This is a genomic window from Caulobacter sp. P4_E5, from assembly GCF_056401555.1.
Genome location: NZ_JBFUJD010000002.1, coordinates 80,418 through 104,205, shown reverse-complemented (window position 1 = coordinate 104,205; position 23,788 = coordinate 80,418). Strand labels below are relative to the sequence as shown.

The following is a 23,788-nucleotide window of genomic DNA, read 5'->3' as shown; positions in this document are numbered from 1 at the left end:
GCCAAGCGTCTTGCCAACTGTTTGGCGCGGGTTCAAACGTGCGCGCCATGAGCAAGATCAACGCTTCGTCCCTCCCTGCCCATGTGGCCCGCCACGACTGGACCCTCGCCGAGGTGGAGGCCCTGTTCGACCGTCCGTTCATGGAGCTGGTGTTCGACGCCGCCAACGTTCACCGGACCTGGTTCGATCCCTCCGAGATGCAGCTGTCGCAGCTGTTGTCGGTCAAGACCGGCGGCTGCGCCGAAAACTGCGGCTATTGCAGCCAGTCGGCCCACTTCAAGACCGGCCTCAAGGCTGAGAAGCTGATGGCCACAGAGGACGTGGTGGCCAAGGCCCGCGCGGCCCGCGACGGCGGGGCCCAGCGCTTCTGCATGGGCGCGGCCTGGCGCGAGCTGAAGGACCGCGACCTGCCCAAGCTGGCTTCGATGATCGGCGAGGTGAAGGCCCTGGGCCTGGAGACCTGCGCGACGCTGGGCATGCTGACCGCCGAACAGGCCAAGGCCCTGAAGGACGCCGGTCTCGACTACTACAACCACAACCTCGACACCGGCCCCGACTACTACGCTGACGTCGTCACCACGCGCACCTACCAGGAGCGCCTCGACACCCTGGCCCACGTCCGCGACGCCGGCATGAGCACCTGCTGCGGCGGCATCGTCGGCATGGGCGAGCAGCGCCGCGACCGCGCCGGCCTGCTGCACCAGCTGGCCACCCTGCCGTCCCATCCCGACAGCCTGCCGATCAACGGCCTGGTGCCCGTCAGTGGCACGCCGCTCGGCGACAAGGTCCTGGCGGAGGGCAAGGCGATCGACTCGATCGAATTCGTCCGCACCATCGCCGTCGCCCGCATCGTTTGCCCGAAGTCGATGGTCCGCCTCTCGGCCGGCCGCGAGGGGATGAGCCGCGAGCTGCAGGCCCTGTGCTTCCTGGCCGGCGCCAATTCGATCTTCGTCGGCGGCAAGCTGCTGACCACCCCGCTGCCGGGCCAGGACGAGGATTCCAAGCTGTTCCAGGACCTGGATCTGAAGCCGATGGGCCAGGTCCGGGCCGAGGCCCACCACCGAGAGCCCGAGATCGTCGCGGCCGAATAGGGCGGCGCGTCCCCCTTCCAGGATTCTAGGGCCTCGGATTCAGCAGGATATCGCGGCGTTGGGCCTCGAGCTCACGTCGGGTTTCGGCGGCGCCGGCTAAGTATTCGGCCAATACCTGGGGCGGATAGTTGTGCGTCATCGCGCGCATGTCGTGTTCGGCCTCGTCCAGGATCGTCATGATCTTGTCGATCAGGGCCAGCCATATGTCGTCGCCTTTTTGCAGCCGACGCTTGCGGCGTCGTCCCTTGCCAAACATGCGCTCGTGGCGGGCGCGGATCAGGGATTGGGTCATTCGGCTTCTCCTGTGGTTCGGGAGCGCCCCCGACGGGCGACGGATCAGGATCTGTAAGTCCTCCCCCGCTAGGGGGAGGATTTGGGTCGTGCGTCCGCCGCTTCACGCGGCTCACCGCTGAAGTTCGTGGGGAGGCGACGGAGCGGCCGGGCGAACCCGGAGACCGTAAGGGTTTGTATGTTTCGGCTCGCTGACCGCTCCGCCAGGCTGTTCTCTGCCGTGAGGACGGCGGGCGTGAGCGTTATCTGCTCGGGCCTCCGTTACCCCCGGACGGGCGTGGACCAACTGGATCGGCTGCTCCGTCTCCAGCTCGGCGATCCACGATAGGCGGCTTTGGATCGATCACCGCCCTGTCGCTCCGCTGTCGGCTTTGATCCCGGACGATCCCGTCACTCGCGCGCGCTCCTAAAGAGTAAGCCGCGCGACCTGACGACACCGCCGGGAACCGCCAGCGGCCCCGCTCAACCTATCCCCATCGCCGCTTCGGGCCGGATCCAAGCGCCCTCCCCTTGCGACGGGGACAGCTGTGAGTATGGGGCGGGGCTGAACGCGGATCATCCAGAGGCACGTAAAAGTGAGAAGTAGTTGATTTCGCTGGGTTCTATCCCGCGAACGCCGGGGATACAGGTACTTCAATCCCCGTACTTGCCCCCTCCGCGCCTGCGGCGCTCCTCCCCCGAAGGGGGAAGAAGGGCGCGCACCTTCCGCCCCCTCCGGGGGCGGACGACCACGCGACGCGTGGTCAGGTGGGGGCCCGCGGCGGTGGCCGTATTGCTCTCCTAAAGATACCTGACTAAAGTCAGCTAATGTCTCGCCCCGACCTCCAGCAGATCCGCGCCTTCAATCGCCTGGTCACCCAGCGGATCGGGGTGCTGCAGGCCAGCTATCTGGGCCAGGGACGGCCGTTCGGCGAGGCGCGGGTGCTGTTCGAGATCGGCCGGGAGGGCGCTGACGTGCGCGACCTGCGCCAGCGGTTGGACCTGGATTCCGGCTATCTGAGCCGACTGCTGCGAGCCCTCGAACGCCAGGGGCTGGTCGTGGTCGAGAGGTCGACCGCCGACGGCCGGGCGCGGCTGGCGCGGCTGACGGATCAGGGGCGGACCGAGATCGACGCCTATGACGTCCAGTCGGACCGGCTGGCTCAGTCTTTGATCGCGCCGCTGGACGACCGCCAGCGCCGCCGGCTGCTCGAGGCCATGGGCGAGGTCGAACGCCTGCTGCGGGCCTCGGCCGTGACGGTCGAGGTCGTCTCGCCGGGCTCGGCCGACGCCCGCTGGTGCCTGGACCGTTACTTCGCCGAATTGGCCGAGCGTTTCGACAGCGGCTATGACCCCGCCCAGGCCGCGCCGGCCCCCGAGGATCAGTTCGCGCCGCCGAAGGGCTGGTTCGTGGTCGCCCGGCTGGAGGGGCGGCCGGTGGCTTGCGGGGCGCTCAAGCGAGTCGACGCCGACACCGGCGAGATCAAGCGGCTGTGGACCGACCCGACCTCGCGCGGCCTGGGCCTGGGCCGCAAGATGCTGACGACCCTGGAGGCCCTGGGGCGCGAAGCCGGGCTGCGGCGCGTCCGCCTCGACAGCAACGGCGCCCTGACCGAGGCGATCGGCCTCTACGCCAAGGCCGGCTATGAAGAGGTCGAGCGCTTCAACGACGACCCCTACGCCCAGATGTGGTTCGCCAAGACGCTGGGGTGAGTTCGGCGCCCTCGCCGTTGCGAACTTGTTTCCCTCTCCCCTTGCGGGAGAGGGTGGCCCGAAGGGCCGGGTGAGGGGTCGAAGACTGGATCCGCCGCGACAGCGGATCGGCTGGACGCCAAGCCGACAGGACTATCGACCCCTCATCCGTCAGCTTCGCTGACACCTTCTCCCGCAAGGGGAGAAGGAGCCGGAAGGGCCGCCGGCTACCGTCGTGGCGCGCCGACCGGCAGCGTCAAGGTCGCCGGCTTCAGCCCCGGCGCGCTGGCTTGCACCGTCATCGCGCGCCCAGAGCCTTCTCCCCGCACGAACGCCGTCGCTTGGCCACGCCAGGCCTGGCGGGTGGGCGAGGCGAATGGGGTGTGGTCGGTCGGGGCGGCGTTGTCGGCGGCGACCAGACGGCCGGAGCCGCTGACCGAGAAGGTGATCGCCGCGTCCGACGTGGGCGTGACCACGCCCTTGGCGTCGACCACCCGGGCGCGGACGATGGCCAGGTCGTCGAACGTCGAACCCACCGCCTTGTCGTCGGTGACCAGAACTAGGCGGGCGGGCGCGCCGGCCGTCCGCAGCGTATCGCGCGGCCCCGCGCCGCCACGGGTCGCCACCACCTCGCCGGGCGCGAAGGTCACGGCCCATTGGCGCGGCGCGCCGTCGGCGGGCAGGGGCTTGGCGCCCAGGCTCTTGCCGTTCAGCGACACCTCGACCGACGGGCAGTTGCTATAGACCTCGATGGTTTCCGGGTGCGGCGACAGGTCGGCGGGCGTCCAGTCGTCGAGGATCTGAGCCTTGGGGGCAGGGGTGGCGACGGCGATCATGGTCGGCAGGGCCGGGGCGGGACCGGCGCCGTCATTGGGCGGCGGCGGGGCGGCCGGGACGGCGTTGCGCACCACGTGGATGACCGGTTGCTCGGCCCACCAGCCGGCGCGCTGCAGGCCCGAGACCTTCACGTTCCCCGTGCGGTCCAGCAGGCCGGCGGGGTTGTCGATATTGGGCCAGCCGCTGCGATCGGCCTCGCCCAGATAGTCGACGCCGGTCCACAGGAACATGCCGGCATAGGGGGCGTAGTCGCGGACCGCGATCCACGAACCGCGCGCATGGCTGTTCTCGGTCCCGACGATCTTGCGCATCGGCTTGGCGTCGTGGGCGGCCTTCAGCTCGTTCTCGCGATAGTTCTGCCCGACCACGTCCAGCATGTCGGCCAGGCCGTTGGCGTAGTCGCCGGTCACATTGGGGCGGAACAGGCCCATGGTCACCGGCCGCGTGGGATCGGCGGCATGCATCACGGTCAGCAGGCTCTTCAGCGCCGCCTTGGCCTGGACCGGATAGGCGGTGTCGTGGATCTCGTTGCCGGCGCTCCAGATAACCACGCTGGGGTGGTTGCGGTCGCGGCGCAGCATGTCGCGGGCGTCGCGCTTGTGCCAGTCGCCGAAGAACAGGTGATAGTCGCCGGGGGTCTTGGCGACGTTCCACTGGTCGAACAGCTCGTCCATGACCACGAAGCCCATCTGGTCGGCCAGGTCCAGGAACTCGGGCGAGGGCGGGTTGTGGGCGGTGCGGATGGCGTTGACGCCCAGGGCCTTCAGCGCCGTGAAGCGCTGGCGCCAGACGGCCAGGGGTACGGCCGCCCCGACCGCCCCGCCATCGGCGTGCAGGGCCACGCCCTTCAGCTTGAGGTTCTGGCCATTCAGCCAGAAGCCGGTGTCGGCCTCGAACCTGGCCTCGCGGATCCCGAACGGGACGGCTTCGCTGTCGGAAGGCTGGCCGTCGGCGCCGACCACCCGGACGGAGGCTTTGTAGAGGTTTGGACTGTCCAGGTTCCAGAGGCGCGGCGAGGGGATGGAGAGCTCGGCGCTCAGGGTTTCGGTGCGGGCCGGATCGATGGGGGCGGGCGCGACCGACTGGCGGGCGACGACCTTGCCGTCCGGATCGGTGACGACGATCTCGAGCCCGGCCGAGGACGACGTCCGGCCGTCGTTGGTGAGTTCGACGGCGACCTTGGCCGTGGCGCGGTCGGCGCCGATCGACGGCGTGCTGACGAAGACGCCGCCTTGCTCGACATGAACGTCGCCGGTCTCGATCAGGCGGACGCCGCGATAGATCCCCGAGCCGGCGTACCAGCGCGACGAGGGCGCGAACGACGTGTCGGCGCGGATGGCCAGCACATTGGGGCCGTCGGTCTTCAGGAAATCGGTGACGTCGTAGCGCAGGCCGACATAGCCGTTGGGCCGGTAGCCCAGGTGGTGGCCGTTGATCCAGGCGCCGCTGCGCTCCATCACCCCGTCGAGCTCGACGAAGACCCGCCGGCCTGGCGCCGGCCGGACGTCCAGGGTCCTGCGGTACCAGGCGACGCCGGTCGGGAAGAAGCCGCCCGCGCCGCCGGCCCGGACCTTGATGTCGATGGGGCCGGCGATGGCCCAGTCGTGCGGGACCGAGACGGTGGCCCAGCGGGAATCGTCGAGGCCGGCGGTCTCCGCGCCCTCGGGATCGCCCTGGACGAAGCGCCAGCCGTCGGTCAGCGGGGTGACGTGGCGCTCGGCGGCCTGGGCCGCGGGGGCCAGCAGGGCCAGGGCCAGCAGTCCGGCCCTGAGCGCGCGGGCGCGGCGCGGCGCGGCGGCGCCGGTGTAGCCGATGACCATGGACGTCCTCCCAGACCTGCTCACCCGGGATTGGCTGCGCGCCAAGACTCCCACAAAATGAGACATTATTCCATTTGATGGAAATCTAACGTCAGAAGGCCATGGGAGGCAACGGGGAGCGCTCTAGGTCAGTTTCAGGAACAACACCCGCGCGGCGCCATAGTCGCGGGTGTCCAGCAGCTCGAAGCCGTCCAGCGCCGGGTCGGGCTCGCCCCGGCCGCGCTCGAACATCAGGATCGCGCCGGGGGCCAGCCAGCCGCCGGCCTTCAGTTCGGCGACCGCCTTCTCGCCAAGGCCCTTGGCGTAGGGCGGGTCGAGGAAGGCAAGATTGAACGGCGCGCCGGCGCTGGCGGGGCGCAGGCCCAGGTCGGTGGCGTCGCGGCGGTGGACGCGGGTGACGCCGAACAGCTGCATGGCGTCGATGTTCTCGCGGATCGCCCCGCGCGCGGCGTCGTCGGTCTCGACGAACAGGCAGAAGCTGGCGCCCCGCGACAGGGCCTCCAGCCCCAGCGCGCCCGAGCCGGCGAACACGTCGATGACCCGCGCGCCGTGCAGTTCGGGCGCCCAGGCGGCGTGCTCCAGGATGTTGAACACCGCCTGGCGGGCCCGGTCGGAGGTCGGCCGGGTGGCCTCGCCCGACGGGGCGACGATGGCCTTGCCGCGATACTGGCCCGAGACGATGCGCATCAGGCGGCGGCCTGCTCGGCGGCTTCGGCGGCCAGGTGGTATTTGCGCTCGATCCAGGCGCCGGCTCGGGCCAGCACCACCGTCAGGGCCGCCATGACCGCCCAGCCCCAGGCATTGGCGATGCTGAAGAATGCCAGGGCGCACATCATGCCTGGCAGCAGGGCGACCCGGACCAGGACGAACAGCGCCTCGGGCAGGGCGATCGGCTTGGCCAGCTTGCCGACGAACACCGCATAGGCCCACAACACGGCCAGGGCGAAGCCGATCAGCGCCACGTGGGTCAGATAGACCGGAAAGGCTTGGCCGCCCTCCTGCCGCCACAGCAGCTCTGTGCCCAGCGGCAGCAGGCCGATCAAGCCCAGGACGACGAAGTTCAGCGCGTCCAGCACGCCGTTGGCCGAGGCCAGGCGCGAGAAGATCCGACGATGGCTGACCCAATAGATCCCGATCACGCCGAAGCTGACCGCATAGGTGATCAGGTGCGGGGCCATCTGGCGGAAAAGGTCCGGGACGCCGCGCCAGTGATGGGGCGGATGGATCTCGATGGCCAGCAGGGTGATGGCGATGGCGAAGACCGCGTCCGAAAACAGGATCAGCCTGTGCAGGTGCCCCGCGCCGGTGTCGCCGCTCGAATCCTTGTCGCTCATACCTGTCCCCTTACAAGCCGTAACCGGATGTGTGCCGTCCTCCGCGCGCGGCGGCAAGCGCGCGCTTTACAAGATCGCGGTCGCGCCTTCTTAGTCGCGTCGAAGGGGAAGAGGCGATCGGACGATGCGTATGGGCGAAATCCTGGAGGCGGCGAAGCGCTCGCGCTTTCTGGCCGACCTGACGCCCTATGACCGCGACCCGTGGCGGACCGCGTTCGCCGTGCCGGTCGGCGTGCTGGCCGGCGCCGTCGCCGCCTTGGCGGGCGGYGCCTTGGCCATCCTGATCGCCATGCTGATCGTCAGCGGCCTGGACGGCGCGCCCGCCGCCGGCGAGCTGTTCGCGGTGTTCTCCGATCCGAACCTGGCCGAGCCCAGCGGCCGCCAGTCGCTGTTCATCCTGGCGGTGCTGGCCGGGATCAATCTGGGCGCGGCGGTCGGTTTCGTGTTCGCCGCCGGCGCCATCCACCACCGCCGAATCACCGACTACGTCAACCGGAGCGAGCCGGTGCGCTGGCGCCTGCTGCTGGGCGGACTGGTGCTGGTCGGCGTCGTGATGGTCGCGGTCACCGCCGTCGCCGCCCTGGCCGGCGAGGCGATCGACCCGCCGCTGTGGAAGGTCTCGCCCAACCTGGTGGGCCGCAGCCTCTACGCGATCCTGTCGGTCGGCCTGCTGGTCCTGGCCGCCGCCGCCGAGGAGCTGGTGTTCCGGGGCTGGCTGCTCAAGCAGAGCGCGGCCTATGTCCGCGACCCGGTGGTGCTGATGGCCCTGAACGGCCTGCTGTTCGCCGCCATCCACCTGGATCCCAACATCGACGCCTTCCTGGTCCGCGCGGCCATGGGCGCGGGCCTGACCTGGATGGCCCTGCGGCTGGGCGGCATCGAGCTGGGCATCGGCGCCCACGCGGCCAACAACGCCGTGATCCTGCTGCTGCTGCGCCCCATGACCACCCGCCCCGACGCGCCGCACGAGTTCAAGGCCGGGCTGATCGCGAGCGCCCTGGTGGTGCTGGCCGGCTTCATCGGCGTGGCCGAGCTGGCGGTGCGCTGGCCGGCCCTGCGCCGCTGGACTGGGGTCCAGACGCCGGCGACGGCTTAAGCGAAGATCCCTTCTCCCCTTGCGGGAGAAGGTGTCAGCGAAGCTGACGGATGAGGGGTCGATAGTCCTGTCGGCCCGCACCCGGCTTACCCGCCGCAGCGGCGGTCCTGCTCTTCGACCCCTCACCCGACCCGCTTCGCGGGCCACCCTCTCCCGCAAGGGGAGAGGGATGATGATCGTGACCTACCGCTTGGGACCGCCGCGCGGGGCGTTCCCGCGGGGAGCCGGACCCTTGGGACCCGGTCGCGGCGCCGCCTTGCCCGGCTTTTCCGAGACTCGACGCGCCGCGCCCTCCGCCGGGCGGGCTGGCGGCTTGCCGCGCGCGACGGGCTTACGATCGTCGATGAACTTGGTCTCCATCGACTTCGGGGCGCGCTTGGCCTTGGGCTGGGCGATGCCCTTGCTGGCCCCCTTGGCCGAAGCGTGCGGCGAGACCTTCTTTTTCGGCTTGGCCCAGCCGGCTTTGTAGACCGGCTTTTCGGCTTTTTCCGGCGCGTCGGGCTTGATGATGTCGCGATCGGCGCGCGGAACGCCCCGACGCTGGAGGTCGCCGCCGCCCGCCGTGCCCGGCGCCTTCACGGCGTTGGCGATCCCCCCGAACTTCGGGCGGTCGCCGGTCGGCATGTTCTCGGGCGAGACGATGCCTTCCATCAGCTCACGGATCACCCGGGGGCCGATCTCCTCGATCTGGCCGGCCTCCAGGGCCCCGAGGGCGAACGGCCCGTAGGACAGGCGGATCAGGCGATTGACCTTCAGGCCCAGCGCCTCCAGCACCCGCCGGACCTCGCGGTTCTTGCCCTCGGACAACGAGACGGTGATCCAGATGTTCTTGCCGCCGCCAGCCTTGTCGTGGGCCTTGTCGATCTTGGCTTCGATGGCGCCGTACTTGACGCCCTCGACGGTGATCCCGTCCCTCAGGGTGTCGAGCTTGGCCTGGGTGGTGTCGCCGAAGGCCCGGGCGCGATAGCGGCGGACCCAGGCGTTGCTGGGCGTCTCCAGGGCGCGCGACACCTCGCCGTCGTTGGTCAGCAGCAGCAGGCCCTCGGAGTTCAAGTCCAGGCGTCCGATCGAGATCAGGCGCGGCAGCTCCTTCGGCAGCGACTGGAACACCGTCGGCCGGCCCTTGGGGTCGTTGTGGGTGGTCATCAGCCCGGTCGGCTTGTGGTAGCGGAACATCCGCGTCGGCTCGCGCTCGGCCACCAGCTGGCCGTCGACGGTGAGGAAATCACCCGCCTGGACCTTCACCGCCGGAGTGGTCAGCACCTTGCCGTTGATCGCCACGCGACCGGCCTCGATCAGCCGCTCGACCTCGCGCCGCGAGGCCACGCCGGCCCGCGCCAAGGCCTTGGCGACCCGCTCGCCAGGACCGCCGTCGAGCTCGCCGTCTTGAYCGTCGAGTTCAGGCTCGTACAGGGGATCGTGGGGTTTGGTCATTTCAAGCGTCCTTCTCGGGCTGGGCGCATCTCACGATGGGCTCTGGAGCATTTCTCGAAATGCTCCCTCTTTCAACTTGGAGCCCCTCCGGGGCCATAGGGGCTAATGCGCACCGATCTCTCGACGGATCAAGATGAGGCGATGATGCGCCTGGCGCTCGATGCGGCCCGGGCGGCGGCCGAGGCCGGCGAGACGCCCGTGGGCGCGGTGATCCTCGATCCCAAGACCGGCGAGGTGCTGGCCGTCGCCGGCAACGGTCCGATCGGCGCGCACGACCCGACCGCCCACGCCGAGATCGCGGTGATGCGCGCGGCGGCGGCCAAGCTTGCGAACTATCGCCTCACCGACCTGACCCTGGTCGTGACCCTGGAGCCCTGCGCCATGTGCGCCGGCGCGATCAGCCACGCGCGGATCGGACGGGTGGTGTTCGGGGCGCAGGACCCCAAGGGCGGCGCGGTGGTCCATGGCCCAAAGTTCTTCGCCCAACCCACCTGCCACTGGCGGCCGGAGGTGACGGGTGGCGTGCTGGCCGACGAAAGCGCCGAGCTGCTGCGTGGGTTCTTCCGCGCCCGGCGGAAGAGCAAGCCCTCTAGCTGAGCATCGCCGAGCCCAGCAGGACCTTGGAGCCGGACTTGCCCAGCACCTGGTCGGCGGCCTTCTGCAGTTCGCGCGCGACATAGTCGATGTCCGGCGCCGCCCCGCCGCGCAGGCCGGCGGCATAGATCATCAGCACCTGGGCGAAGGCGGCGCGCAGGCGCGGGGTCGAGGCCTGGGCTCGCTTCATCAACGCGGGATCGCGGACCTCCAGGCCCGCCTCCACAGTCATCACGCCCCGGCGGCCGTCGCGGCGCAGCACGATGGCGTTGATCGGGTCCATCGCGAAATAGGTGACGGCCTTTTCTTCCTTCTTGCCTTCGTTAGCGAAGGCGAGGCCGGGGCTCGCGCCCAGAACGGCGGCGAGAAGGAGCGAGGTGATGAGCTGGCGGCGGCGCATGACGCCTTGCTACCGCAACGTGGTTGACGTCCTCTTTACGCCTGCGGGCGCAGTAAGAAGCGTTAACCACGATTCGTCTTCGGCCCCCTGGGCTCGCGGACGTCGCAGGAGGCTGAACTTGGGTCGTTTTTCCCCCAAATCCCTCGATCTGGACGGCAAGGTGATCCTGATCACCGGCGGCACCGGCTCGTTCGGTCGGCGTTTCATCGAAACCGTGCTGCGCCGCTACGCCCCGCGGAAGGTGATCGTCTATTCCCGCGACGAATTGAAGCAGAGCGACATGCAGATGGAGCTGCGCGAGCAGTTCGACGAAGCGACCTACGCCAAACTTCGTTTTTTCCTAGGTGACGTCCGCGACCGCGAGCGCCTGACCCTGGCCTTGCGTGGGGTCGACATCGTGGTCCACGCCGCGGCCCTGAAGCAGGTGCCGGCGGCCGAGTACAATCCGTCCGAGTGCATCCACACCAACGTGCTGGGCGCCGAGAACGTGGTCTGGGCCAGCCTGACCAACCATGTGAAGCAGGTGATCGCCCTGTCGACCGACAAGGCCTGCAACCCGACCAACCTCTACGGCGCGACCAAGCTGGCCTCGGACAAGACCTTCGTGGCCGCCAACAACCTGTCGGGCGATATCGGCACGCGCTTCTGCGTCGTGCGCTACGGCAATGTGGTGGGCTCGCGCGGCAGCGTGGTGCCGCTGTATCGCCGCCTGCTGAGCCAGGGCGCGACCGAGCTGCCGGTCACCGACCCGCGCATGACCCGCTTCTGGATCACCCTGAACGAAGGCGTCGACTTCGTGCTGTCGTCGCTGACCATGATGCGCGGCGGCGAGATCTTCGTGCCGAAGATCCCGTCCATGGCCATGCCCGACCTGGTCAAGGCCATGTCGCCGGACGCCGGCATGAAGGTGGTCGGCATCCGTCCCGGCGAGAAGCTGCACGAGATCATGATCAGCGCCGACGACGCCCGCTCGACCGTCGAGTTCGAGGACCGCTACGCCATCGAGCCCAACTTCGCCGAGTTCGGCCGCACGCCCTACGGCGCGGCGGACGGGGCCAAGCCGGTGGCCGAGGAATTCTCGTACAGCAGCGACAACAACCACGACTGGCTCAGCCCCGAAGGCCTGCTGACCATGCTGGAGGAAAAGGCCGCGCGATGAGCGGCGCCTTCCTCCCCTACGGTCGCCAGACGATCGAGGACGACGACATCGCCGCGGTGGCGCAGGCCCTGCGCGGCGACTACTTGACCACCGGCCCGGCCGTCGAGGCGTTCGAGAGCGCCTTCGCGGAGAAGGTCGGGGCCCGCCATGCCGTCGCCGTCTCGAACGGCACGGCCACCTTGCACCTGGCGATGATGGCCCTGGGGGTTGGCGAGGGCGACGTCTGCGTCGCCCCGTCGGTCACCTTCCTGGCCACCGCCAACTGCGCTCGCTACGTCGGGGCCGAGGTGGTGTTCGCCGACGTCGATCCCGACAGCGGCCTGATGACGCCCGACACGCTGGCCAAGGCCCTGAACGGGGCTCGCGACAAACGCGTCAAGGCCGTGCTGCCCGTGCACCTGCGCGGCGATGTCTGCGATCTGCCGGCCCTGAAGGCCATGGCCAGCGCTTCGGGCGCGGTGCTGGTCGAGGACGCCCCGCACGCCCTGGGCTCGACCGGGACCTTCGGCGGCGTCGCCCATCCGGTCGGCGACGGGGCCTATTCCAGTTTCGCCAGCTTCTCGTTCCACCCGGTCAAGACCCTGGCCACCGGCGAAGGCGGCATGCTGACCACCAACGACGCCGAGCTCGCGGCCAGGGCCCGGCTGCTGCGCTCGCACGGCATGGTGCGCCCGGCCGGCGGCGATCCCTGGTGGTACGAAATGCCGGAACTGGGCTTCAACTACCGCATCCCGGACGTGCTGTGCGCCCTGGGCCTGTCGCAGCTGGCCAAGCTGGACCGCTTCGTGGCCCGCCGCCGCCAGCTGACCGCGCTGTACGCCAAGCTGCTGGCCGAGCGCGCGCCCCGGGCCCGGCTGGCCGCCAGCCCCGCCCATTCCGACCCCGCGCTGCATCTGCTGACCGTGCTGATCGACTTCGAGGCCGAGGGCCTGTCACGCCGCACCGTCGTTGAGAGCCTGAAGGCCCAGGGGATCGGGACCCAGGTCCACTACATCCCGGTTCACCGCCAGCCCTACTACGTCAACCGCCAGGGGCTGGCCGACCTGCCCGGCGCCGACGCCTGGTACGCCCGCTGCCTGACCCTGCCGCTGTATCCGACCATGACCGACGGCGACGTCGAGCGGGTGGTCGACGGGCTGGCGGGGATCCTGGGGTAGTCGCCCCAGATCATTTTCAAATCAAACCACGAACTCGCGTCATCCCGGAAGCGCGTAGCGCTATCCGGGACCCAGGGGCCAAGCGCAGTGCTGCGGCCCCTGGGTCCCGGCTCTACGCTGCGCTTCGGCCGGGATGACGCGAAATTTTACTTCGGAAGAGTGCTCCACCAGCCCGCCGTTGATCGGCGCGATCAGCTGGAAACCGGCGAAACCACCCCCTCAATCGCTCTCGGCCGGAGCCAGGGCGACGTCGACCATGATCTCGGCCGAGATCGCTTCCAGCGCCGCCTGGACGGTGTCGGCCCGCAGCGTCGGCGGCAGGCGCAGGCGCGCGTCCATGTGGAACAGCGGCGCGCCGGAATGCGGCTCGATGCCGAGCCGGGTGTCGAATGCCTCGATATTGGCGCCGAGGCTGCTCAGGACGCCCGTCACCTGGTGCACGATGCCTGGCTGATCCTGGCCGACCAGGCTGAAGCGGACCACCTCGCCCGAAGCGCTGGCGCTCTCGACCGCCGGCGCGATGCGCACCTCCAGCCCCTGGGCGTCCACCTCGCCGACGGCCGCGCGCAGGTGCTCGACGTCGCCGGCGCCCAGCTCGACCAGCACCGAACCCACATACAGCCCGCCCAGCCGGCTGAGATGGCTCTCCAGCCAGTTGCCGCCGGCCGAGAACACCGCCCGCGCCAGCGCCTGGGTCAGGCCGGGCCGGTCGCTGCCGACGACGCTCAAGATCAGGGTGGCCATGGGACGCTCTCGCACGTGGATTTTGGTGGGAGCGAACGAGCCACGGGCGGTTGGCGGCGTCAATGCGGGAGGGGGCGAGATCCCTCTCTCTTAGAGAGAGGGAGGGGCCCGCCGCCGTAGGCGGTGGGAGGGTGAGTGGTTACGGTCTCACCGAACGAGGCGCTCTTTTCCCGACCTCCCTGGCGAAGGTCGGGGCCCAGATTCATCCTGAGTATTTGGGGTGTTTGCGATCCACCGATCGGGCGAGATCACAGGCGTTGGTGGGTTCGATCTGAACCCCGACCTTCGCCGGGGAAGTCGGAGTTTGGAGAGCCAACTCAGTAGACTTGGGTTTCCCGGCCAGCGGTGAAACCACTCACCCTCCCACCGCTTCGCGGCGGGCCCCTCCCTCTCTCTTAGAGAGAGGGAAATTGGGCGCGGCGTTCTCAACGCCGGCTCGTCATCCTCAGCGGACAACCGCCCCTAGGCCGCCTTGCCGACCAGCGTCTTGATCAGGTCCATGGTCTGCGGCGATCCGGCCAGCTGTTCGCGCGAACTGGGGTCGCGGGCCAGTTTCAGCGCTTCGGCTCGGGCCTTGTCGGCCACCGGACCGGTCGGGCCGGACTCGCCCATGGCCAGCTTGGCCAGCAGTTGCAGGCGGTGCGGCAGCGGGGCCGGCGCGCGGACCAGCATGGCCAGCAGGCGCGAGTCGGCCTCGATCAGGGCGCCGATGTCGCCGAGCTTGACGCACAGGGGCTCGTAGTCCTCGCGCACCAGGCCCGAGCGGGTCACCGACCGTTGCAGGCCGGCCAGCTGGCTGAGCTTGGCGACCGGCGAGTCCGGGCCTTGGCGCAATTCCTTTTCGAAGCGCATGGCGCTGATATTGGCGTTCAGCCAGCGGGCGGCGTTGCGCTTGTTGACCGCGCCCATGACGTTCTCGGCCAGGCGGATCAGCATCTTGATCTCTTCGTGGGACGACCGGTCGCGGCCCAGCAGCGCTTCGATGAAGTCGCCGTTCAGCAGGGTCTTGGAGCGGGTCGTGAAGGCGACCTGGATATCCTCGGCCTGCAGGATGCGGCCGGCGGCGGCCGTCAGGCTCATGGCCAGGGCGCGCAGGAACTCGATCTCGGCCTCGGCGTCGGCTGGCTTCAGGCGGCGCACGCCGTTCAGCTCGGTCAGCACGCGCTCGGCGATGGCCTTGCGGACGGTCGGGAAATCGTCGCCGGACAGCCAGACGCTGAGGCGACGGGCGGTGCCCGACAGCTCCGGCATGCAGTTGCGGACGCCGCTTTCGATCCGGATCAGGGCCTCGACCGCGTTGCCGCCGGTCATGCGGGTCATGGCCGCCAGGGTCGAGCCCAGGTCGTCCTTGGTTTCGAGCAGGTCGGCCATGCCGGCCCGCGAGCCGATGATCTCGGCCAGGGGCTGCTCGATTGCGCCCAGGGCGGCGGCGCGGGCGCGCGGTTCCTCCGGCGCGGCGTCGGCCAGGTCCAGCAGGCGGGCGATCTTGTCCGACCAGCTGGTGGCGGGGGCGATCGAGGCGGCGACGCCGGCGCCCAGCAGGAAGTGGCGGTCGGGGTCGGCGACCAGGCGCTCAGCCGCCTTGGCGAAGCCTTCCTTGTCGAGATCCGGCAGGGCCCCCTTCTTGAAGGCCTTCATCAGGTTGGCGACGGTGCGTTCGACCAGGCCCTGGAAGTGGCGGATGATCTCGTGGACGGACTGGCCGCGCGCTTCGGCTTCCGGAATGGCGATCTTCTGCAGGGCGTGCTGCAGGTCGGTGCCGGACGCTTCCAGCTGCTCGACCAGGTCCGGGCGGTGCAGCAGTTCGAACGGGGTGGCCTTGTGCCGCGCCAGCCAGCCTTCCAGCAGGCGGCCGATGCGGTCGCGGGCGTGGGCGGTATAGAGGTCGGCCGGCTGGATGCAGAGCGGATCACGCTCCTCGACATCCTTCTTCGGCTTGCCGCCGTCGACCATGCCCTTGGTGAAGATGGCGATCGACTTGTATTCGCCGGTGTCGGTGTCGAGCGTTTCCTTGCTGACGCGCACGGCGACGGCGCGGCCCTGCTCCAGGACGTCCTCGGCCGTCTGCAACGCGTGGGCGCGGTTTTCCGAGGCGATCTCGAGCGTCCACTGCGCGCCGACTTTCCGCCGGACAAAAAGCTCGTAATGGACTTGGCTCATGCCCGACCCGCTCCAGGAGCATCGACTATGGGATATAAGACCTTAAGGTGAGGTTGAGGCGGCGCGCGCCGGCGGTGTGCTGATACGTTCCTGGGACCAAGACGCCCCAAAGGCGCCTTTCTGGGGCCGTAAAGCGCACTGAGAACCAGGGAAAGCTTTACCGCGCCGCGCGTTGAAGCTGCGTCGGCGGATCGATAAGGTCCGCTGATCTCGAAGGCGAAGGACAAGATCGAATAGATGGCCGCCATCACGCTCATTGACGATGACGAGAACATCGTCGCCTCGGTCTCGCTGGCGCTGGAAAGCCACGGCCATGCGGTGAAGGCCTATTACGACGGAGCCTCGGGTCTCGAGGCCGTCGAGGCCAGCCCGCCGGACCTGGTTATCCTCGACGTGAAGATGCCGCGCATGGACGGCATGGAAGTGCTGCGCCGCCTGCGCCAGACGTCCGAGATCCCGGTGATCATGCTGACGTCCAAGGACGACGAGATCGACGAGATCCTCGGCTTCAACCTCGGCGCCGACGACTACATGCACAAGCCGTTCAGCCAGCGCCTGCTGCTGGAGCGGGTCAAGGCCGTGCTGCGCCGCGCCCGGCCGGACGACGAGGACCTGGCCCCGATGGCCGGCTCGGCCGCCGCCGCGGCGGGCTCCAAGGTCATGAAGCGCGGCAAGCTGACCCTCGACCCGGCCCGCCACGACAGCCTGTGGGACGGCCGGCCGGTGCGCCTGACCGTCACCGAGTTCCTGCTGCTGCAGGCCCTGGCCCAGCGCCCCGGCTTCGTGAAGAGCCGCGACAACCTGATGGACGCCGCCTACGACGATCAGGTCTATGTCGACGACCGCACGATCGACAGCCACATCAAGCGCATGCGCAAGAAGTTCCGTCAGGTCGATCCGGAATTCGACTCCATCGAGACCCTGTACGGCGTTGGCTATCGTTACCGCGAATCCTGATCGCCCTCCGCTCTGGCGACGCCTGCGCTGGCCGCGCGGGTCTCGGCTGGGGCGGCTGATCGTCATCCTGAACGTGCTGGCCCTGACGATCGTGGTCGTCGGGGCCCTCGTACTGAACGAGCTGCGCAGCGGCTTGATCAACGCCCGCATCGACAGCCTGACCACCCAGGGCGAGCTGATCGCCAATGTCATCGACCAGTCGGCGACGGTGGGCGAGCCCGAACCGGCCCTGGATCCCTACACCGCCAGCCAGATCCTGCAGGTGCTGTTCATTCCGCGCTCGCAGCGGGCGCGGCTGTTCGACGCCCAGGGCAAGGCGCTGGCCGATTCGTTCGTGGTCGCCGACCGCGTCGACTGGAAGGTGCTGCCCCCGGCGCGCAAGCCGGGCCAGACCGACGGGCCGCGCAAGACCCCACGCGAGCAGGCCCGCGCCGAACGCGCCCGTCAGGCCTTGGCCGACGAAATCGCCCGCGCCATGAAGGGGCGCCCCGTGGCCGGCACCCGCGTCTCCGAGGACGGCGAGCGGGTGGTGTCGGTGTCGATCCCGATCCAGCACGTCCGGGCCGTCCTGGGCGTCCTGACCCTGGAGGCCGGCGACGTCGACGAGATCATCTCGGCCGAGCGCAAGGCCCTGCTGCCGTTCATCGTGGTGGCCATGACCGCGATCCTGATCTCCAGCGTGCTGCTGCACCGGCTGATCGCCGTGCCCGTCCAGCGCCTGGCCCGGGCCGCCGACCATGTGCGGTTGCAAGGCGCGCGCGCCATCTCCCTGCCCGACCTGGCCCGCCGCCGCGACGAACTGGGCGACCTGTCGCGCTCGCTGGAGGACATGACTCATTCGCTGTCCGAGCGCATGGACGCCATCGAGCGCTTCGCCGCCGACGTGGCCCACGAGATCAAGAACCCGCTGACCTCGATCCGCTCGGCGATCGAGACCCTGGACATCGTCACCGAACCCGCCGCCCGGGCCCGGCTGCTGGCCATCCTGCAACAGGACGTCAACCGGCTGGACCGCCTGGTCACCGACATCTCCAACGCCTCGCGCCTGGACGCGGAGCTGTCGCGCGAGCACCCCAAGGCCCTGGATCTCAACCGCCTGCTGGCCGAGGTGGTCAGCCTCTACGAAGCCCAGCTGCGCCCCGGCGATGCGCCGGGCAGCGTGCGGGTCAGCCTGCACGTCGCCGACCCGGCCCATCCGGCGGTGGTCCTGGCCCGCGAGACGCCGATCGGCCAGGTGTTCCGCAACCTGGTCGACAATGCCCGCTCGTTCAGCCCGGCCAACGGCGAGGTGAGGATCAGCCTGGTGCGCGCCCGCAGCCGCCTGATCGCCACTGTCGAGGACGACGGCCCTGGCATCCCGCCTGACAATCTCGAGACCATCTTCGAACGCTTCTATACCTCGCGCCCCAAGGGCCGGGCGTTCGGGAGCAATTCGGGCCTGGGCCTGTCGATCGCCCGCCAGATCGTCGAGGCGCACGGCGGCGTGATTCGGGCCGAGAATCGCAAGGATATGAGCGGCGCGGTGATCGGCGCCCGCTTTGTCGTCGACCTGCCGGACGCCCACGCATGAGCGAGTCGAACATCCGTCATGCCGGCCTGATCGCCCTGCGCCACGCCGGCTTCTGGCGCGGCGTCCTGATCGAGGGGCCGTCGGGCGCGGGCAAGAGCGACCTGGCCTTGCGCGCCCTCGACGCCGGCTTCCGGCTGGTGGCCGACGACCATACGGTGGTGTTCGTCTCCAGCGGGCGGCTGTGGGGCAAGGCGCCCGAGCCGCTGGCCGGCCTGATCGAAGTCCGCGGCCTGGGCGTGGTCGCCGCCGACGCCCTGCCCTTCGCCGAGATCGTCATGCTCGTCCGCTGCGTCGAGAGCCCGGACGCGGTCGAACGCCTGCCCGATCCGCGCGCCGAGACGATCGCCGGCGTTTCTCTCCCCGTCTTCGACCTGTGGCCGCGAGAACCCGCCGCGCCGGCGAAAATCCGACGCATGATGCAGTCTCTTGGAGTCGCATCCTAACGGGCGTATCAAGGCCGCCCGCGCGACGCTCTCCCGGTCGCGATGGGTATGGGGATCCCGTTTGAGACAACAGGCATGATCGGGCTCGTGATTGTGACGCACGGGCGTCTGGCGGAAGAATTCGTTTCCGCCATGGAGCATGTCGTGGGCCCGCAGGCCGCCGTGAAGGCGATCTGCATCGGCCCGGAAGACGACATGGAACGTCGCCGTTCGGACATTCTGAAGGCTTGCGCCGCCGTCGACGAGAGCGGCGACGGCGTCATCCTGCTGACCGACATGTTCGGCGGCACGCCCAGCAACCTGGCCATCTCGGTGATGGAGCAGACCAAGGCCGAGGTCATCGCCGGCCTCAACCTGCCGATGCTGATCAAGCTGGCCAGCGTGCGCCAGCGCGAGACCCTGCAGGCCTGCGTCGCCCACGCCCAGGAGGCTGGACGCAAGTACATCTCCGTGGCCTCCTACGTGCTCGCCGGAGAAAAGTAACGGGCATGGCCTCACGAACGGTCGAGATCGTCAACGAGCGGGGATTGCACGCCCGGGCCTCGGCCAAGTTCGTGAAAATGGCGTCCGGTTTCGACGCCGAGGTGACGGTCAGCCGCGATGGTTCGTCCGTCGACGCCCGCTCGATCATGGGCCTGATGATGCTGGCGGCCGGCATCGGCTCGACCATCGACATCTCCGCCGAGGGCCCCGAAGCCGGCTCCGCCGTCGAGGCGTTGTGCGAGCTGGTGGCCAACCGGTTCGACGAAGAGCGCTAGGGCGCATCGGAAAGTCTCTGATCACCACGCCTTCGCCCCCACCCGGTTGTCGAGCTGGGCGCGCAGGTTGCTCAGACCCAGCCGGGTGATCCGGTAGGGCCCGCCGTCCTGGCTGGCGATCAGCCGCTTGCGCTTTAGCGACTGGAAGACGCCAACCGTGCAGTCGGTGAGCCGCCAACCGTCGCGGGTGACACATTCGGCCGAGGTGATCCGGCCTTTTTCGTCGTGTTCGAGTTCGATATGGCCGCCCTGAGCCAGGGCGTGCAGCGTCCGTTGCTGCGGTTTGGGAATGTTCAAGGGATTGTCCGAGAGATCGAGGCGCGTGAACGCGCGTCTCCGGGTCTCCTGGAGACCCTCAAGTCTGGACGTGACTCGTCACACCCAGAGCGGAGCGCGCGGGCGGAACGGGCCTAGCGACTTTCGAACCGAGGTTCGGAGCCTGTTAGGCCCGGACCTCACGCACAATCTCGGACATGAACCACACAAGAGAGGTTGGTGCGGGAAGGATGGGGGAAGTTGGCGCGGAGCTCAAGCGGTTCGGCCTTAGCGCCCCCTCCGTCTCGTCGCGTATTCGCGCCGATCCACCTCCCCCGCTGCGCAGGGGAGGAGGGTTTCCTCCTCACCCGTGAAACGGGGGAGGTGGCGCGCTGCGGATACGCAGCGTGACGGAGGGGGCGCTGTGATCCGGCAAATCACACTCATCACGGTTAAGCATTTTCGGAAATCATTAACCGCGAACCTTGGCAGTTCCTTAGTTCGCAGCTGCGAGAACGTGCCCATCAGATTGGTTCGCCAAAACAAGGAACGGGTGGGCATGAAATTCTCGATCGCGATCGCCGCGGGTATCGCCGGCAGCTTCTTCGTCGCTCAGGCCGCGTCGGCCGCCGGCGGTTTCGAAGACCAAATGGGCCGCTGCCTGCAGCAGTTCGCCAACACCCGCGACGCCGCTCAGGTGATGCTGGAATGCACCGCCGACGCCGGCAAGCTGTCGGACTGCAAGGTCGTCGACAACAGCGCGGCTGGTAAGGGCTTCGACAAGGCCGCCATGTGCATCGCCGAAAAGCTGCCGATGGGCGCCAAGACCGGCGCCGTGAAGGTCCCCTTCCGCTTCCCGGGCGGCGCGTAAGTCTTACGCGTCTGCTTCTCGAAGCAAGCCCCCGCCGGTTCCGCCGGCGGGGGCTTTCGCGTTTCTAGAGCAAGTTTCGCTGGGCCGGCTCGACGGTCTCGGGTTCGCCGACCAGCCCTCGCCGGCGCAGTTCGGTCTCGGCGCTGAAGCGGATATTGACGTCGCGCTCCTGGGCCAGTGTCCGCAGCGTCTCCGGAGCGAGCCGATCCCAGGCCTTGCCGCGCTCGGGCCCGGCCGGCACGCGCGGCAGCAGGCCCGGCTCGCGGCTCCAGGCCAGCAGTTGCTCCAAGGACACCGCGTTCAGCATGTCGCGCAGGTGGTGGGCGGTGACATAGGCGTCGGGCAGGGCCCGATGCGCCGGCAGGCCCAGTTCGCGCACCAGGCCCTCGGGATTTCGCTGATAGCGCAGCATCTGGTTGGAAAAGCTCGCCAGATTCGGCCACAGCCGCAGGGCGCATTTCCACGTGCAGATCCAGGGCGCGCCGCCCGTGAAGCGGGGCGTGCAGTAGCGCTGCTCGAACGCCGCGCGATGGGCGGCCAGGGCCTGGACGCCGCCGTCAGGGCGCAGCACGCCGGGCGCGGCGTCCTTCCAGAACGGCGCGCCGGCCACGTCGGCGTCGATGATGTGATGGATCGCCATGGTCTCGGGCGGGATCGGCCGACCGGGATTGACCAGCAGCGCGCCGCGCGCCTCGGCGACGCTCCAGCGGCCGTCGGGGTCCTGGATCACGTCCTGCCAGCCGATCTCGCAGACCTCATGCGGGCCATTGCCGGCGGTCTCGAGGTCGATGACGCGGATGCGGGGCGACGACATCAAGGACATATGGTCGTCGGCGGCCTCGGGTCCAAACGGCCTGGAGGCGCTGCTACTTCTTCGGCTTGGCCGGGGTGGTCTGGGCTACCTTCACCGGCGCGCCTTGCTGGCGGGCGTCGCTGACCAGGCCCGMGCAGTCGGCGTCCTTGGCCTCGCCGGCGGTGATGAAGGGCAGCAGGGCCGCCAACGGGTTGATGATCGAGCCCAGGGCTGCGGCGATGCCGCCCTGGCCGACGGCCTTGCTGGGGTCCAGGCCGATCTTCGGGGCCATGAACGGGCCCTTGATGGTGATCGGGATGAACAGCCGCACCAAACGCGGCTTCTTGCTGTCGCCCTCGATGCGGAAGTCCATCCGCTCGGTTTCGAGATTGATCGTCCCGCGACCGCGCGCCAACACCACGCCGGTGTCGGCCACCAGGTGGTGCGTGGTCATCACGCCGTTCTTGACGTCGAAATCGGCCACGGCGCAGCGCACCGGCGTTTCCTTCTCGCTCTTGGACAGCAGCAGGATCAGGCCCTTGGAGGCGTTGACGCCCAAGAGCTCGGCGAAGGCCTGGCGGATCTGACCGCGCGGCGCGACCAGGGTCATCGAGCCGTCGGCGCTGGCGGCGGCGCGATGGACGCTGTTGCCGAAGCCCGACAGCTTGGCGCGCGCCATGACCGCGCCCTCGATGGCCGGCTTGCCGCCGCTCTGGATCGGGATGAAATCCTCCAGACGAGCATTGGTCAGGCGCAGGTCGACATCGGTGCGCGGAACCTTGGGCCGGGCGTCCAGGCGCACCTTTCCCTTCAGATCGCCGCGCGAGAAGGTGAAGGCCAGCGGGTCCATGGTCAGCACGCCCTTGTCCAGGGCCAGCTCCAGGCTGACCTTGCGTAGCGGCAGGTTGGGGGCGTTCACCGTGTCGGCCCGGTAGCTGACCTTGGCGTCCATGGCCCGCACGCGCTCGACCTGCAGGGTGGCGTCGGGCAGCAGGCGCTGGGTGGCGTCGCGCTGGGCGGCCTCGACCTTCTGGCCGGCCGAGGCGGTCTCGCCGCGCCCGGTGGCCGGGGCGGCGCCGACCAGGCTGCCCAGGTCGTCGAAGTCCAGGCGTCGCGAGCGCAGGTCGGCCTCCAGATACGGCCGCTCGCGCCCGGTCAGCACGAACAGGTCGCCGGCGATGTCGCTGTCGCCGACCCGGCCGGTCATCTTCTCGAAGTCGTAGCGCAGGCCCTTGCGGACCAGATGGCCCGAGACGCGATAGGGCGGGGTGTTGGGCAGGGTCAGGCCGGTCAGGTCGTGCAGGCGGTTCAGGTCGGCGCCCGACACCGTCAGCTGGGTCTCCAGCCGGCCCAGGTCGAACGGCTTGTTGACCTGGCCCTCGGCGGTGATGCGGGTCGAGCCGGCGCGGATCTCGGCGTCGAACGGATAGGGGCGGTCGGGCGAGATGTTCAGCAGCGGTCCGCCGGTGACCTGGGCGACGAAGGCCGACCGGTTCAGGCTGCCCTTGCCCTCCAGCACGAAACGGCCGCCGCGCTCGCCGGCCCGCTCCTGGGCGTTGACCGTCCCGACGAACAAGGCGCCGCGCTGGCGGTCGTCCACCCGCAGGGCCCCGTCATTGATCACGAAGCGCTGGATGGCCGGCAGCTTCAGCGGCTGGTCGGTCTTGCGGGCTCCGAACGTCCAGTTGGCCTTGCCGTCCTGGGCGCGCAGCAGGCGCACGTCGGCCTTGTCGATGGCCAGGAACGGCAGGATCATCTGGCCGCGCAGCAGCGGCAGGATCTTGACCTGGAAGGCGATCCGCTGGACGCGGGCCATCGGCGACGGATCGGGATCGACCGTCCTGGCCCAGGCCGGCTGGCCGATCCGGACGCCATAGGCCTCGACCTTGGGCGAGAACGACCAGGGATGGACCCGCAGGTCGCCGGTGATCGCCACCTCGCGCTGCATCTGGGCCGAGGCGTAGCGGCCGACCGGGCCGCGCAGCCAGTTCCAGTCGAAGATCACCAGGAAGGCCACGACCGCCGCGACCAGCGCCAGGGCCGCGCCGATGCCGATCAGGGCGCGGCGCGACGGCCTACGGAAGGGCTTCCGAGGCGGCCTGGGCTCGAGGATGGCGTCGGCGGTCGACAGGATCGTGGCTCCGGTTGATCCCTGCGTAACGCATGGGGCCGGCAGTCCCGTTCCAATTTGGCGCTAGGTGGCCGCTAGGCGGACCGCGTCAGTACACCAGCCCGATGCTGCTGACGGCGGCCGCGGCCACCACGAAGATGGCGATGGCCACCAGTTCATAGATCTTGAAGAGCGGTCGGCTCGGTGTGCGCATGGTTAGTTTCCCCCGTCCCATTTTGGTGC

At 69.3% G+C, this 23,788-nt stretch carries 24 protein-coding genes and 1 pseudogene; 13 read left to right on the top strand and 12 right to left on the bottom strand.

Annotated elements, in window-relative coordinates:
- Nucleotides 1-47 precede the first annotated feature (47 nt).
- Complete coding sequence (gene bioB / locus AC1DSO_RS01065) at nucleotides 48-1,091, top strand: biotin synthase BioB (protein ID WP_477067063.1); 1,044 nt, start codon at nucleotides 48-50, stop codon at nucleotides 1,089-1,091.
- Between the two features lie 25 nt (nucleotides 1,092-1,116).
- Here bioB and AC1DSO_RS01060 read toward each other — a convergent pair whose 3' ends face one another.
- Nucleotides 1,117-1,383 carry a hypothetical protein gene (locus AC1DSO_RS01060; protein ID WP_477067062.1) on the bottom strand — a complete coding sequence of 89 codons (267 nt, stop codon included), beginning with the start codon at nucleotides 1,381-1,383 and terminating at the stop codon, nucleotides 1,117-1,119.
- Nucleotides 1,384-2,189: 806 nt separating this feature from the next.
- Between AC1DSO_RS01060 and AC1DSO_RS01055 the strand changes: the two genes are divergently transcribed.
- Nucleotides 2,190-3,074 (top strand): bifunctional helix-turn-helix transcriptional regulator/GNAT family N-acetyltransferase, encoded by an 885-nt coding sequence (locus AC1DSO_RS01055; protein ID WP_477067061.1) that lies wholly within the window; start codon nucleotides 2,190-2,192, stop codon nucleotides 3,072-3,074.
- Nucleotides 3,075-3,280: 206 nt separating this feature from the next.
- Here AC1DSO_RS01055 and AC1DSO_RS01050 read toward each other — a convergent pair whose 3' ends face one another.
- The 3 genes from AC1DSO_RS01050 to AC1DSO_RS01040 all read right to left on the bottom strand — a co-directional run bounded on the left by AC1DSO_RS01050 (nucleotide 3,281) and on the right by AC1DSO_RS01040 (nucleotide 7,044).
- Nucleotides 3,281-5,710 (bottom strand): glycoside hydrolase family 2 TIM barrel-domain containing protein, encoded by a 2,430-nt coding sequence (locus tag AC1DSO_RS01050; RefSeq protein ID WP_477067060.1) that lies wholly within the window; start codon nucleotides 5,708-5,710, stop codon nucleotides 3,281-3,283.
- A 123-nt stretch (nucleotides 5,711-5,833) separates the two neighbouring features.
- Nucleotides 5,834-6,397, bottom strand: coding sequence for a 16S rRNA (guanine(966)-N(2))-methyltransferase RsmD (gene rsmD, locus AC1DSO_RS01045; protein WP_477067059.1), 564 nt, complete (start codon nucleotides 6,395-6,397; stop codon nucleotides 5,834-5,836).
- Nucleotides 6,397-7,044, bottom strand: coding sequence for a TMEM175 family protein (locus tag AC1DSO_RS01040; protein WP_477067058.1), 648 nt, complete (start codon nucleotides 7,042-7,044; stop codon nucleotides 6,397-6,399). Before AC1DSO_RS01040 ends, rsmD begins: the two co-directional genes overlap by 1 nt.
- A gap of 124 nt (nucleotides 7,045-7,168) precedes the next feature.
- Between AC1DSO_RS01040 and AC1DSO_RS01035 the strand changes: the two genes are divergently transcribed.
- On the top strand, nucleotides 7,169-8,140 hold the full coding sequence (locus AC1DSO_RS01035) for a lysostaphin resistance A-like protein (protein ID WP_477067057.1): 972 nt from the start codon (nucleotides 7,169-7,171) through the stop codon (nucleotides 8,138-8,140).
- Nucleotides 8,141-8,323: 183 nt separating this feature from the next.
- Here AC1DSO_RS01035 and AC1DSO_RS01030 read toward each other — a convergent pair whose 3' ends face one another.
- The gene (locus tag AC1DSO_RS01030) at nucleotides 8,324-9,574 is read right to left on the bottom strand and encodes a pseudouridine synthase (protein WP_477067056.1); all 1,251 of its coding nucleotides are present in this window, start codon (nucleotides 9,572-9,574) and stop codon (nucleotides 8,324-8,326) included.
- 105 nt (nucleotides 9,575-9,679) lie between these two features.
- On the opposite strand from AC1DSO_RS01030, the gene tadA reads away from it, so the two are divergent.
- The gene (gene tadA / locus AC1DSO_RS01025) at nucleotides 9,680-10,171 is read left to right on the top strand and encodes a tRNA adenosine(34) deaminase TadA (RefSeq protein ID WP_477067055.1); all 492 of its coding nucleotides are present in this window, start codon (nucleotides 9,680-9,682) and stop codon (nucleotides 10,169-10,171) included.
- On the opposite strand, the gene AC1DSO_RS01020 is transcribed toward tadA, so the two are convergent.
- Complete coding sequence (locus AC1DSO_RS01020) at nucleotides 10,164-10,568, bottom strand: hypothetical protein (protein WP_477067054.1); 405 nt, start codon at nucleotides 10,566-10,568, stop codon at nucleotides 10,164-10,166. The two genes, tadA and AC1DSO_RS01020, sit on opposite strands and share 8 nt — an antisense overlap.
- A 118-nt stretch (nucleotides 10,569-10,686) precedes the next feature.
- Between AC1DSO_RS01020 and pseB the strand changes: the two genes are divergently transcribed.
- Together pseB and pseC are read left to right on the top strand one after the other, a co-directional pair.
- Complete coding sequence (gene pseB, locus AC1DSO_RS01015) at nucleotides 10,687-11,727, top strand: UDP-N-acetylglucosamine 4,6-dehydratase (inverting) (RefSeq protein ID WP_477067053.1); 1,041 nt, start codon at nucleotides 10,687-10,689, stop codon at nucleotides 11,725-11,727.
- Complete coding sequence (pseC, locus tag AC1DSO_RS01010) at nucleotides 11,724-12,884, top strand: UDP-4-amino-4,6-dideoxy-N-acetyl-beta-L-altrosamine transaminase (RefSeq protein ID WP_477067052.1); 1,161 nt, start codon at nucleotides 11,724-11,726, stop codon at nucleotides 12,882-12,884. Before pseB ends, pseC begins: the two co-directional genes overlap by 4 nt.
- A gap of 219 nt (nucleotides 12,885-13,103) precedes the next feature.
- Here pseC and AC1DSO_RS01005 read toward each other — a convergent pair whose 3' ends face one another.
- Both AC1DSO_RS01005 and AC1DSO_RS01000 read right to left on the bottom strand, forming a co-directional pair.
- Complete coding sequence (locus AC1DSO_RS01005; protein WP_477067051.1) at nucleotides 13,104-13,628, bottom strand: glycine cleavage system transcriptional repressor; 525 nt, start codon at nucleotides 13,626-13,628, stop codon at nucleotides 13,104-13,106.
- Nucleotides 13,629-14,090: 462 nt separating this feature from the next.
- Nucleotides 14,091-15,788: a hypothetical protein gene (locus tag AC1DSO_RS01000; RefSeq protein WP_477067050.1), complete on the bottom strand. Its 1,698-nt coding sequence runs from the start codon at nucleotides 15,786-15,788 to the stop codon at nucleotides 14,091-14,093.
- 237 nt (nucleotides 15,789-16,025) lie between these two features.
- Here AC1DSO_RS01000 and AC1DSO_RS00995 point away from each other — a divergent pair, with 237 nt between their 5' ends.
- The 5 genes from AC1DSO_RS00995 (at nucleotide 16,026) to AC1DSO_RS00975 (ending at nucleotide 19,516) form a co-directional block, all read left to right on the top strand.
- Entirely contained in the window at nucleotides 16,026-16,745 is a 720-nt protein-coding gene (locus AC1DSO_RS00995) for a response regulator transcription factor (protein WP_047412158.1), read from the top strand.
- Nucleotides 16,720-18,315 (top strand): ATP-binding protein, encoded by a 1,596-nt coding sequence (locus AC1DSO_RS00990; RefSeq protein ID WP_477067049.1) that lies wholly within the window; start codon nucleotides 16,720-16,722, stop codon nucleotides 18,313-18,315. The genes AC1DSO_RS00995 and AC1DSO_RS00990 overlap by 26 nt, the downstream gene beginning before the upstream one ends.
- Entirely contained in the window at nucleotides 18,312-18,758 is a 447-nt protein-coding gene (locus AC1DSO_RS00985) for an HPr kinase/phosphorylase (protein ID WP_477067048.1), read from the top strand. Before AC1DSO_RS00990 ends, AC1DSO_RS00985 begins: the two co-directional genes overlap by 4 nt.
- A 75-nt stretch (nucleotides 18,759-18,833) precedes the next feature.
- Nucleotides 18,834-19,241: a PTS sugar transporter subunit IIA gene (locus AC1DSO_RS00980; RefSeq protein WP_047412150.1), complete on the top strand. Its 408-nt coding sequence runs from the start codon at nucleotides 18,834-18,836 to the stop codon at nucleotides 19,239-19,241.
- 5 nt (nucleotides 19,242-19,246) lie between these two features.
- A complete protein-coding gene (locus AC1DSO_RS00975) occupies nucleotides 19,247-19,516 on the top strand; it encodes an HPr family phosphocarrier protein (protein WP_477067047.1) in 270 nt (89 codons plus the stop codon).
- A 21-nt stretch (nucleotides 19,517-19,537) separates the two neighbouring features.
- Here the strand turns inward: AC1DSO_RS00975 and AC1DSO_RS00970 are convergent, their stop codons facing one another.
- Nucleotides 19,538-19,813 (bottom strand): YjhX family toxin, encoded by a 276-nt coding sequence (locus AC1DSO_RS00970; RefSeq protein ID WP_477067046.1) that lies wholly within the window; start codon nucleotides 19,811-19,813, stop codon nucleotides 19,538-19,540.
- A 248-nt stretch (nucleotides 19,814-20,061) separates the two neighbouring features.
- Between AC1DSO_RS00970 and AC1DSO_RS00965 the strand changes: the two are divergent.
- Together AC1DSO_RS00965 and AC1DSO_RS00960 are read left to right on the top strand one after the other, a co-directional pair.
- Nucleotides 20,062-20,195, top strand: a pseudogene (locus AC1DSO_RS00965) (hypothetical protein); the annotation flags it as partial.
- Between the two features lie 135 nt (nucleotides 20,196-20,330).
- Nucleotides 20,331-20,642, top strand: coding sequence for a hypothetical protein (locus tag AC1DSO_RS00960; RefSeq protein ID WP_047412265.1), 312 nt, complete (start codon nucleotides 20,331-20,333; stop codon nucleotides 20,640-20,642).
- Nucleotides 20,643-20,706: 64 nt separating this feature from the next.
- Here AC1DSO_RS00960 and AC1DSO_RS00955 read toward each other — a convergent pair whose 3' ends face one another.
- The 3 genes from AC1DSO_RS00955 to AC1DSO_RS00945 all read right to left on the bottom strand — a co-directional run bounded on the left by AC1DSO_RS00955 (nucleotide 20,707) and on the right by AC1DSO_RS00945 (nucleotide 23,759).
- Complete coding sequence (locus tag AC1DSO_RS00955; RefSeq protein ID WP_477067045.1) at nucleotides 20,707-21,465, bottom strand: exonuclease domain-containing protein; 759 nt, start codon at nucleotides 21,463-21,465, stop codon at nucleotides 20,707-20,709.
- 43 nt (nucleotides 21,466-21,508) lie between these two features.
- A complete protein-coding gene (locus AC1DSO_RS00950; protein ID WP_477067091.1) occupies nucleotides 21,509-23,485 on the bottom strand; it encodes an AsmA family protein in 1,977 nt (658 codons plus the stop codon).
- 169 nt (nucleotides 23,486-23,654) lie between these two features.
- Nucleotides 23,655-23,759 (bottom strand): hypothetical protein, encoded by a 105-nt coding sequence (locus AC1DSO_RS00945; RefSeq protein WP_082539908.1) that lies wholly within the window; start codon nucleotides 23,757-23,759, stop codon nucleotides 23,655-23,657.
- Nucleotides 23,760-23,788: the final 29 nt, after the last annotated feature.

What these genes read in the sequence shown, in the direction of transcription:
- AC1DSO_RS00955 (WP_477067045.1), bottom strand. Translation starts at nt 21,465, where the DNA reads ATGTCCTTGATGTCGTCGCCCCGCATCCGCGTCATCGACCTCGAGACC.
- AC1DSO_RS00945 (WP_082539908.1), bottom strand. Translation starts at nt 23,759, where the DNA reads ATGCGCACACCGAGCCGACCGCTCTTCAAGATCTATGAACTGGTGGCC.
- AC1DSO_RS00960 (WP_047412265.1), top strand. Translation starts at nt 20,331, where the DNA reads ATGAAATTCTCGATCGCGATCGCCGCGGGTATCGCCGGCAGCTTCTTC.
- AC1DSO_RS01000 (WP_477067050.1), bottom strand. Translation starts at nt 15,788, where the DNA reads ATGAGCCAAGTCCATTACGAGCTTTTTGTCCGGCGGAAAGTCGGCGCG.
- rsmD (WP_477067059.1), bottom strand. Translation starts at nt 6,397, where the DNA reads ATGCGCATCGTCTCGGGCCAGTATCGCGGCAAGGCCATCGTCGCCCCG.
- AC1DSO_RS00995 (WP_047412158.1), top strand. Translation starts at nt 16,026, where the DNA reads ATGGCCGCCATCACGCTCATTGACGATGACGAGAACATCGTCGCCTCG.
- pseC (WP_477067052.1), top strand. Translation starts at nt 11,724, where the DNA reads ATGAGCGGCGCCTTCCTCCCCTACGGTCGCCAGACGATCGAGGACGAC.
- AC1DSO_RS01060 (WP_477067062.1), bottom strand. Translation starts at nt 1,383, where the DNA reads ATGACCCAATCCCTGATCCGCGCCCGCCACGAGCGCATGTTTGGCAAG.
- bioB (WP_477067063.1), top strand. Translation starts at nt 48, where the DNA reads ATGAGCAAGATCAACGCTTCGTCCCTCCCTGCCCATGTGGCCCGCCAC.
- AC1DSO_RS00975 (WP_477067047.1), top strand. Translation starts at nt 19,247, where the DNA reads ATGGCCTCACGAACGGTCGAGATCGTCAACGAGCGGGGATTGCACGCC.
- AC1DSO_RS01005 (WP_477067051.1), bottom strand. Translation starts at nt 13,628, where the DNA reads ATGGCCACCCTGATCTTGAGCGTCGTCGGCAGCGACCGGCCCGGCCTG.
- tadA (WP_477067055.1), top strand. Translation starts at nt 9,680, where the DNA reads ATGCGCACCGATCTCTCGACGGATCAAGATGAGGCGATGATGCGCCTG.
- AC1DSO_RS01040 (WP_477067058.1), bottom strand. Translation starts at nt 7,044, where the DNA reads ATGAGCGACAAGGATTCGAGCGGCGACACCGGCGCGGGGCACCTGCAC.
- AC1DSO_RS01020 (WP_477067054.1), bottom strand. Translation starts at nt 10,568, where the DNA reads ATGCGCCGCCGCCAGCTCATCACCTCGCTCCTTCTCGCCGCCGTTCTG.
- AC1DSO_RS01055 (WP_477067061.1), top strand. Translation starts at nt 2,190, where the DNA reads ATGTCTCGCCCCGACCTCCAGCAGATCCGCGCCTTCAATCGCCTGGTC.
- AC1DSO_RS01050 (WP_477067060.1), bottom strand. Translation starts at nt 5,710, where the DNA reads ATGGTCATCGGCTACACCGGCGCCGCCGCGCCGCGCCGCGCCCGCGCG.
- AC1DSO_RS00980 (WP_047412150.1), top strand. Translation starts at nt 18,834, where the DNA reads ATGATCGGGCTCGTGATTGTGACGCACGGGCGTCTGGCGGAAGAATTC.
- AC1DSO_RS00985 (WP_477067048.1), top strand. Translation starts at nt 18,312, where the DNA reads ATGAGCGAGTCGAACATCCGTCATGCCGGCCTGATCGCCCTGCGCCAC.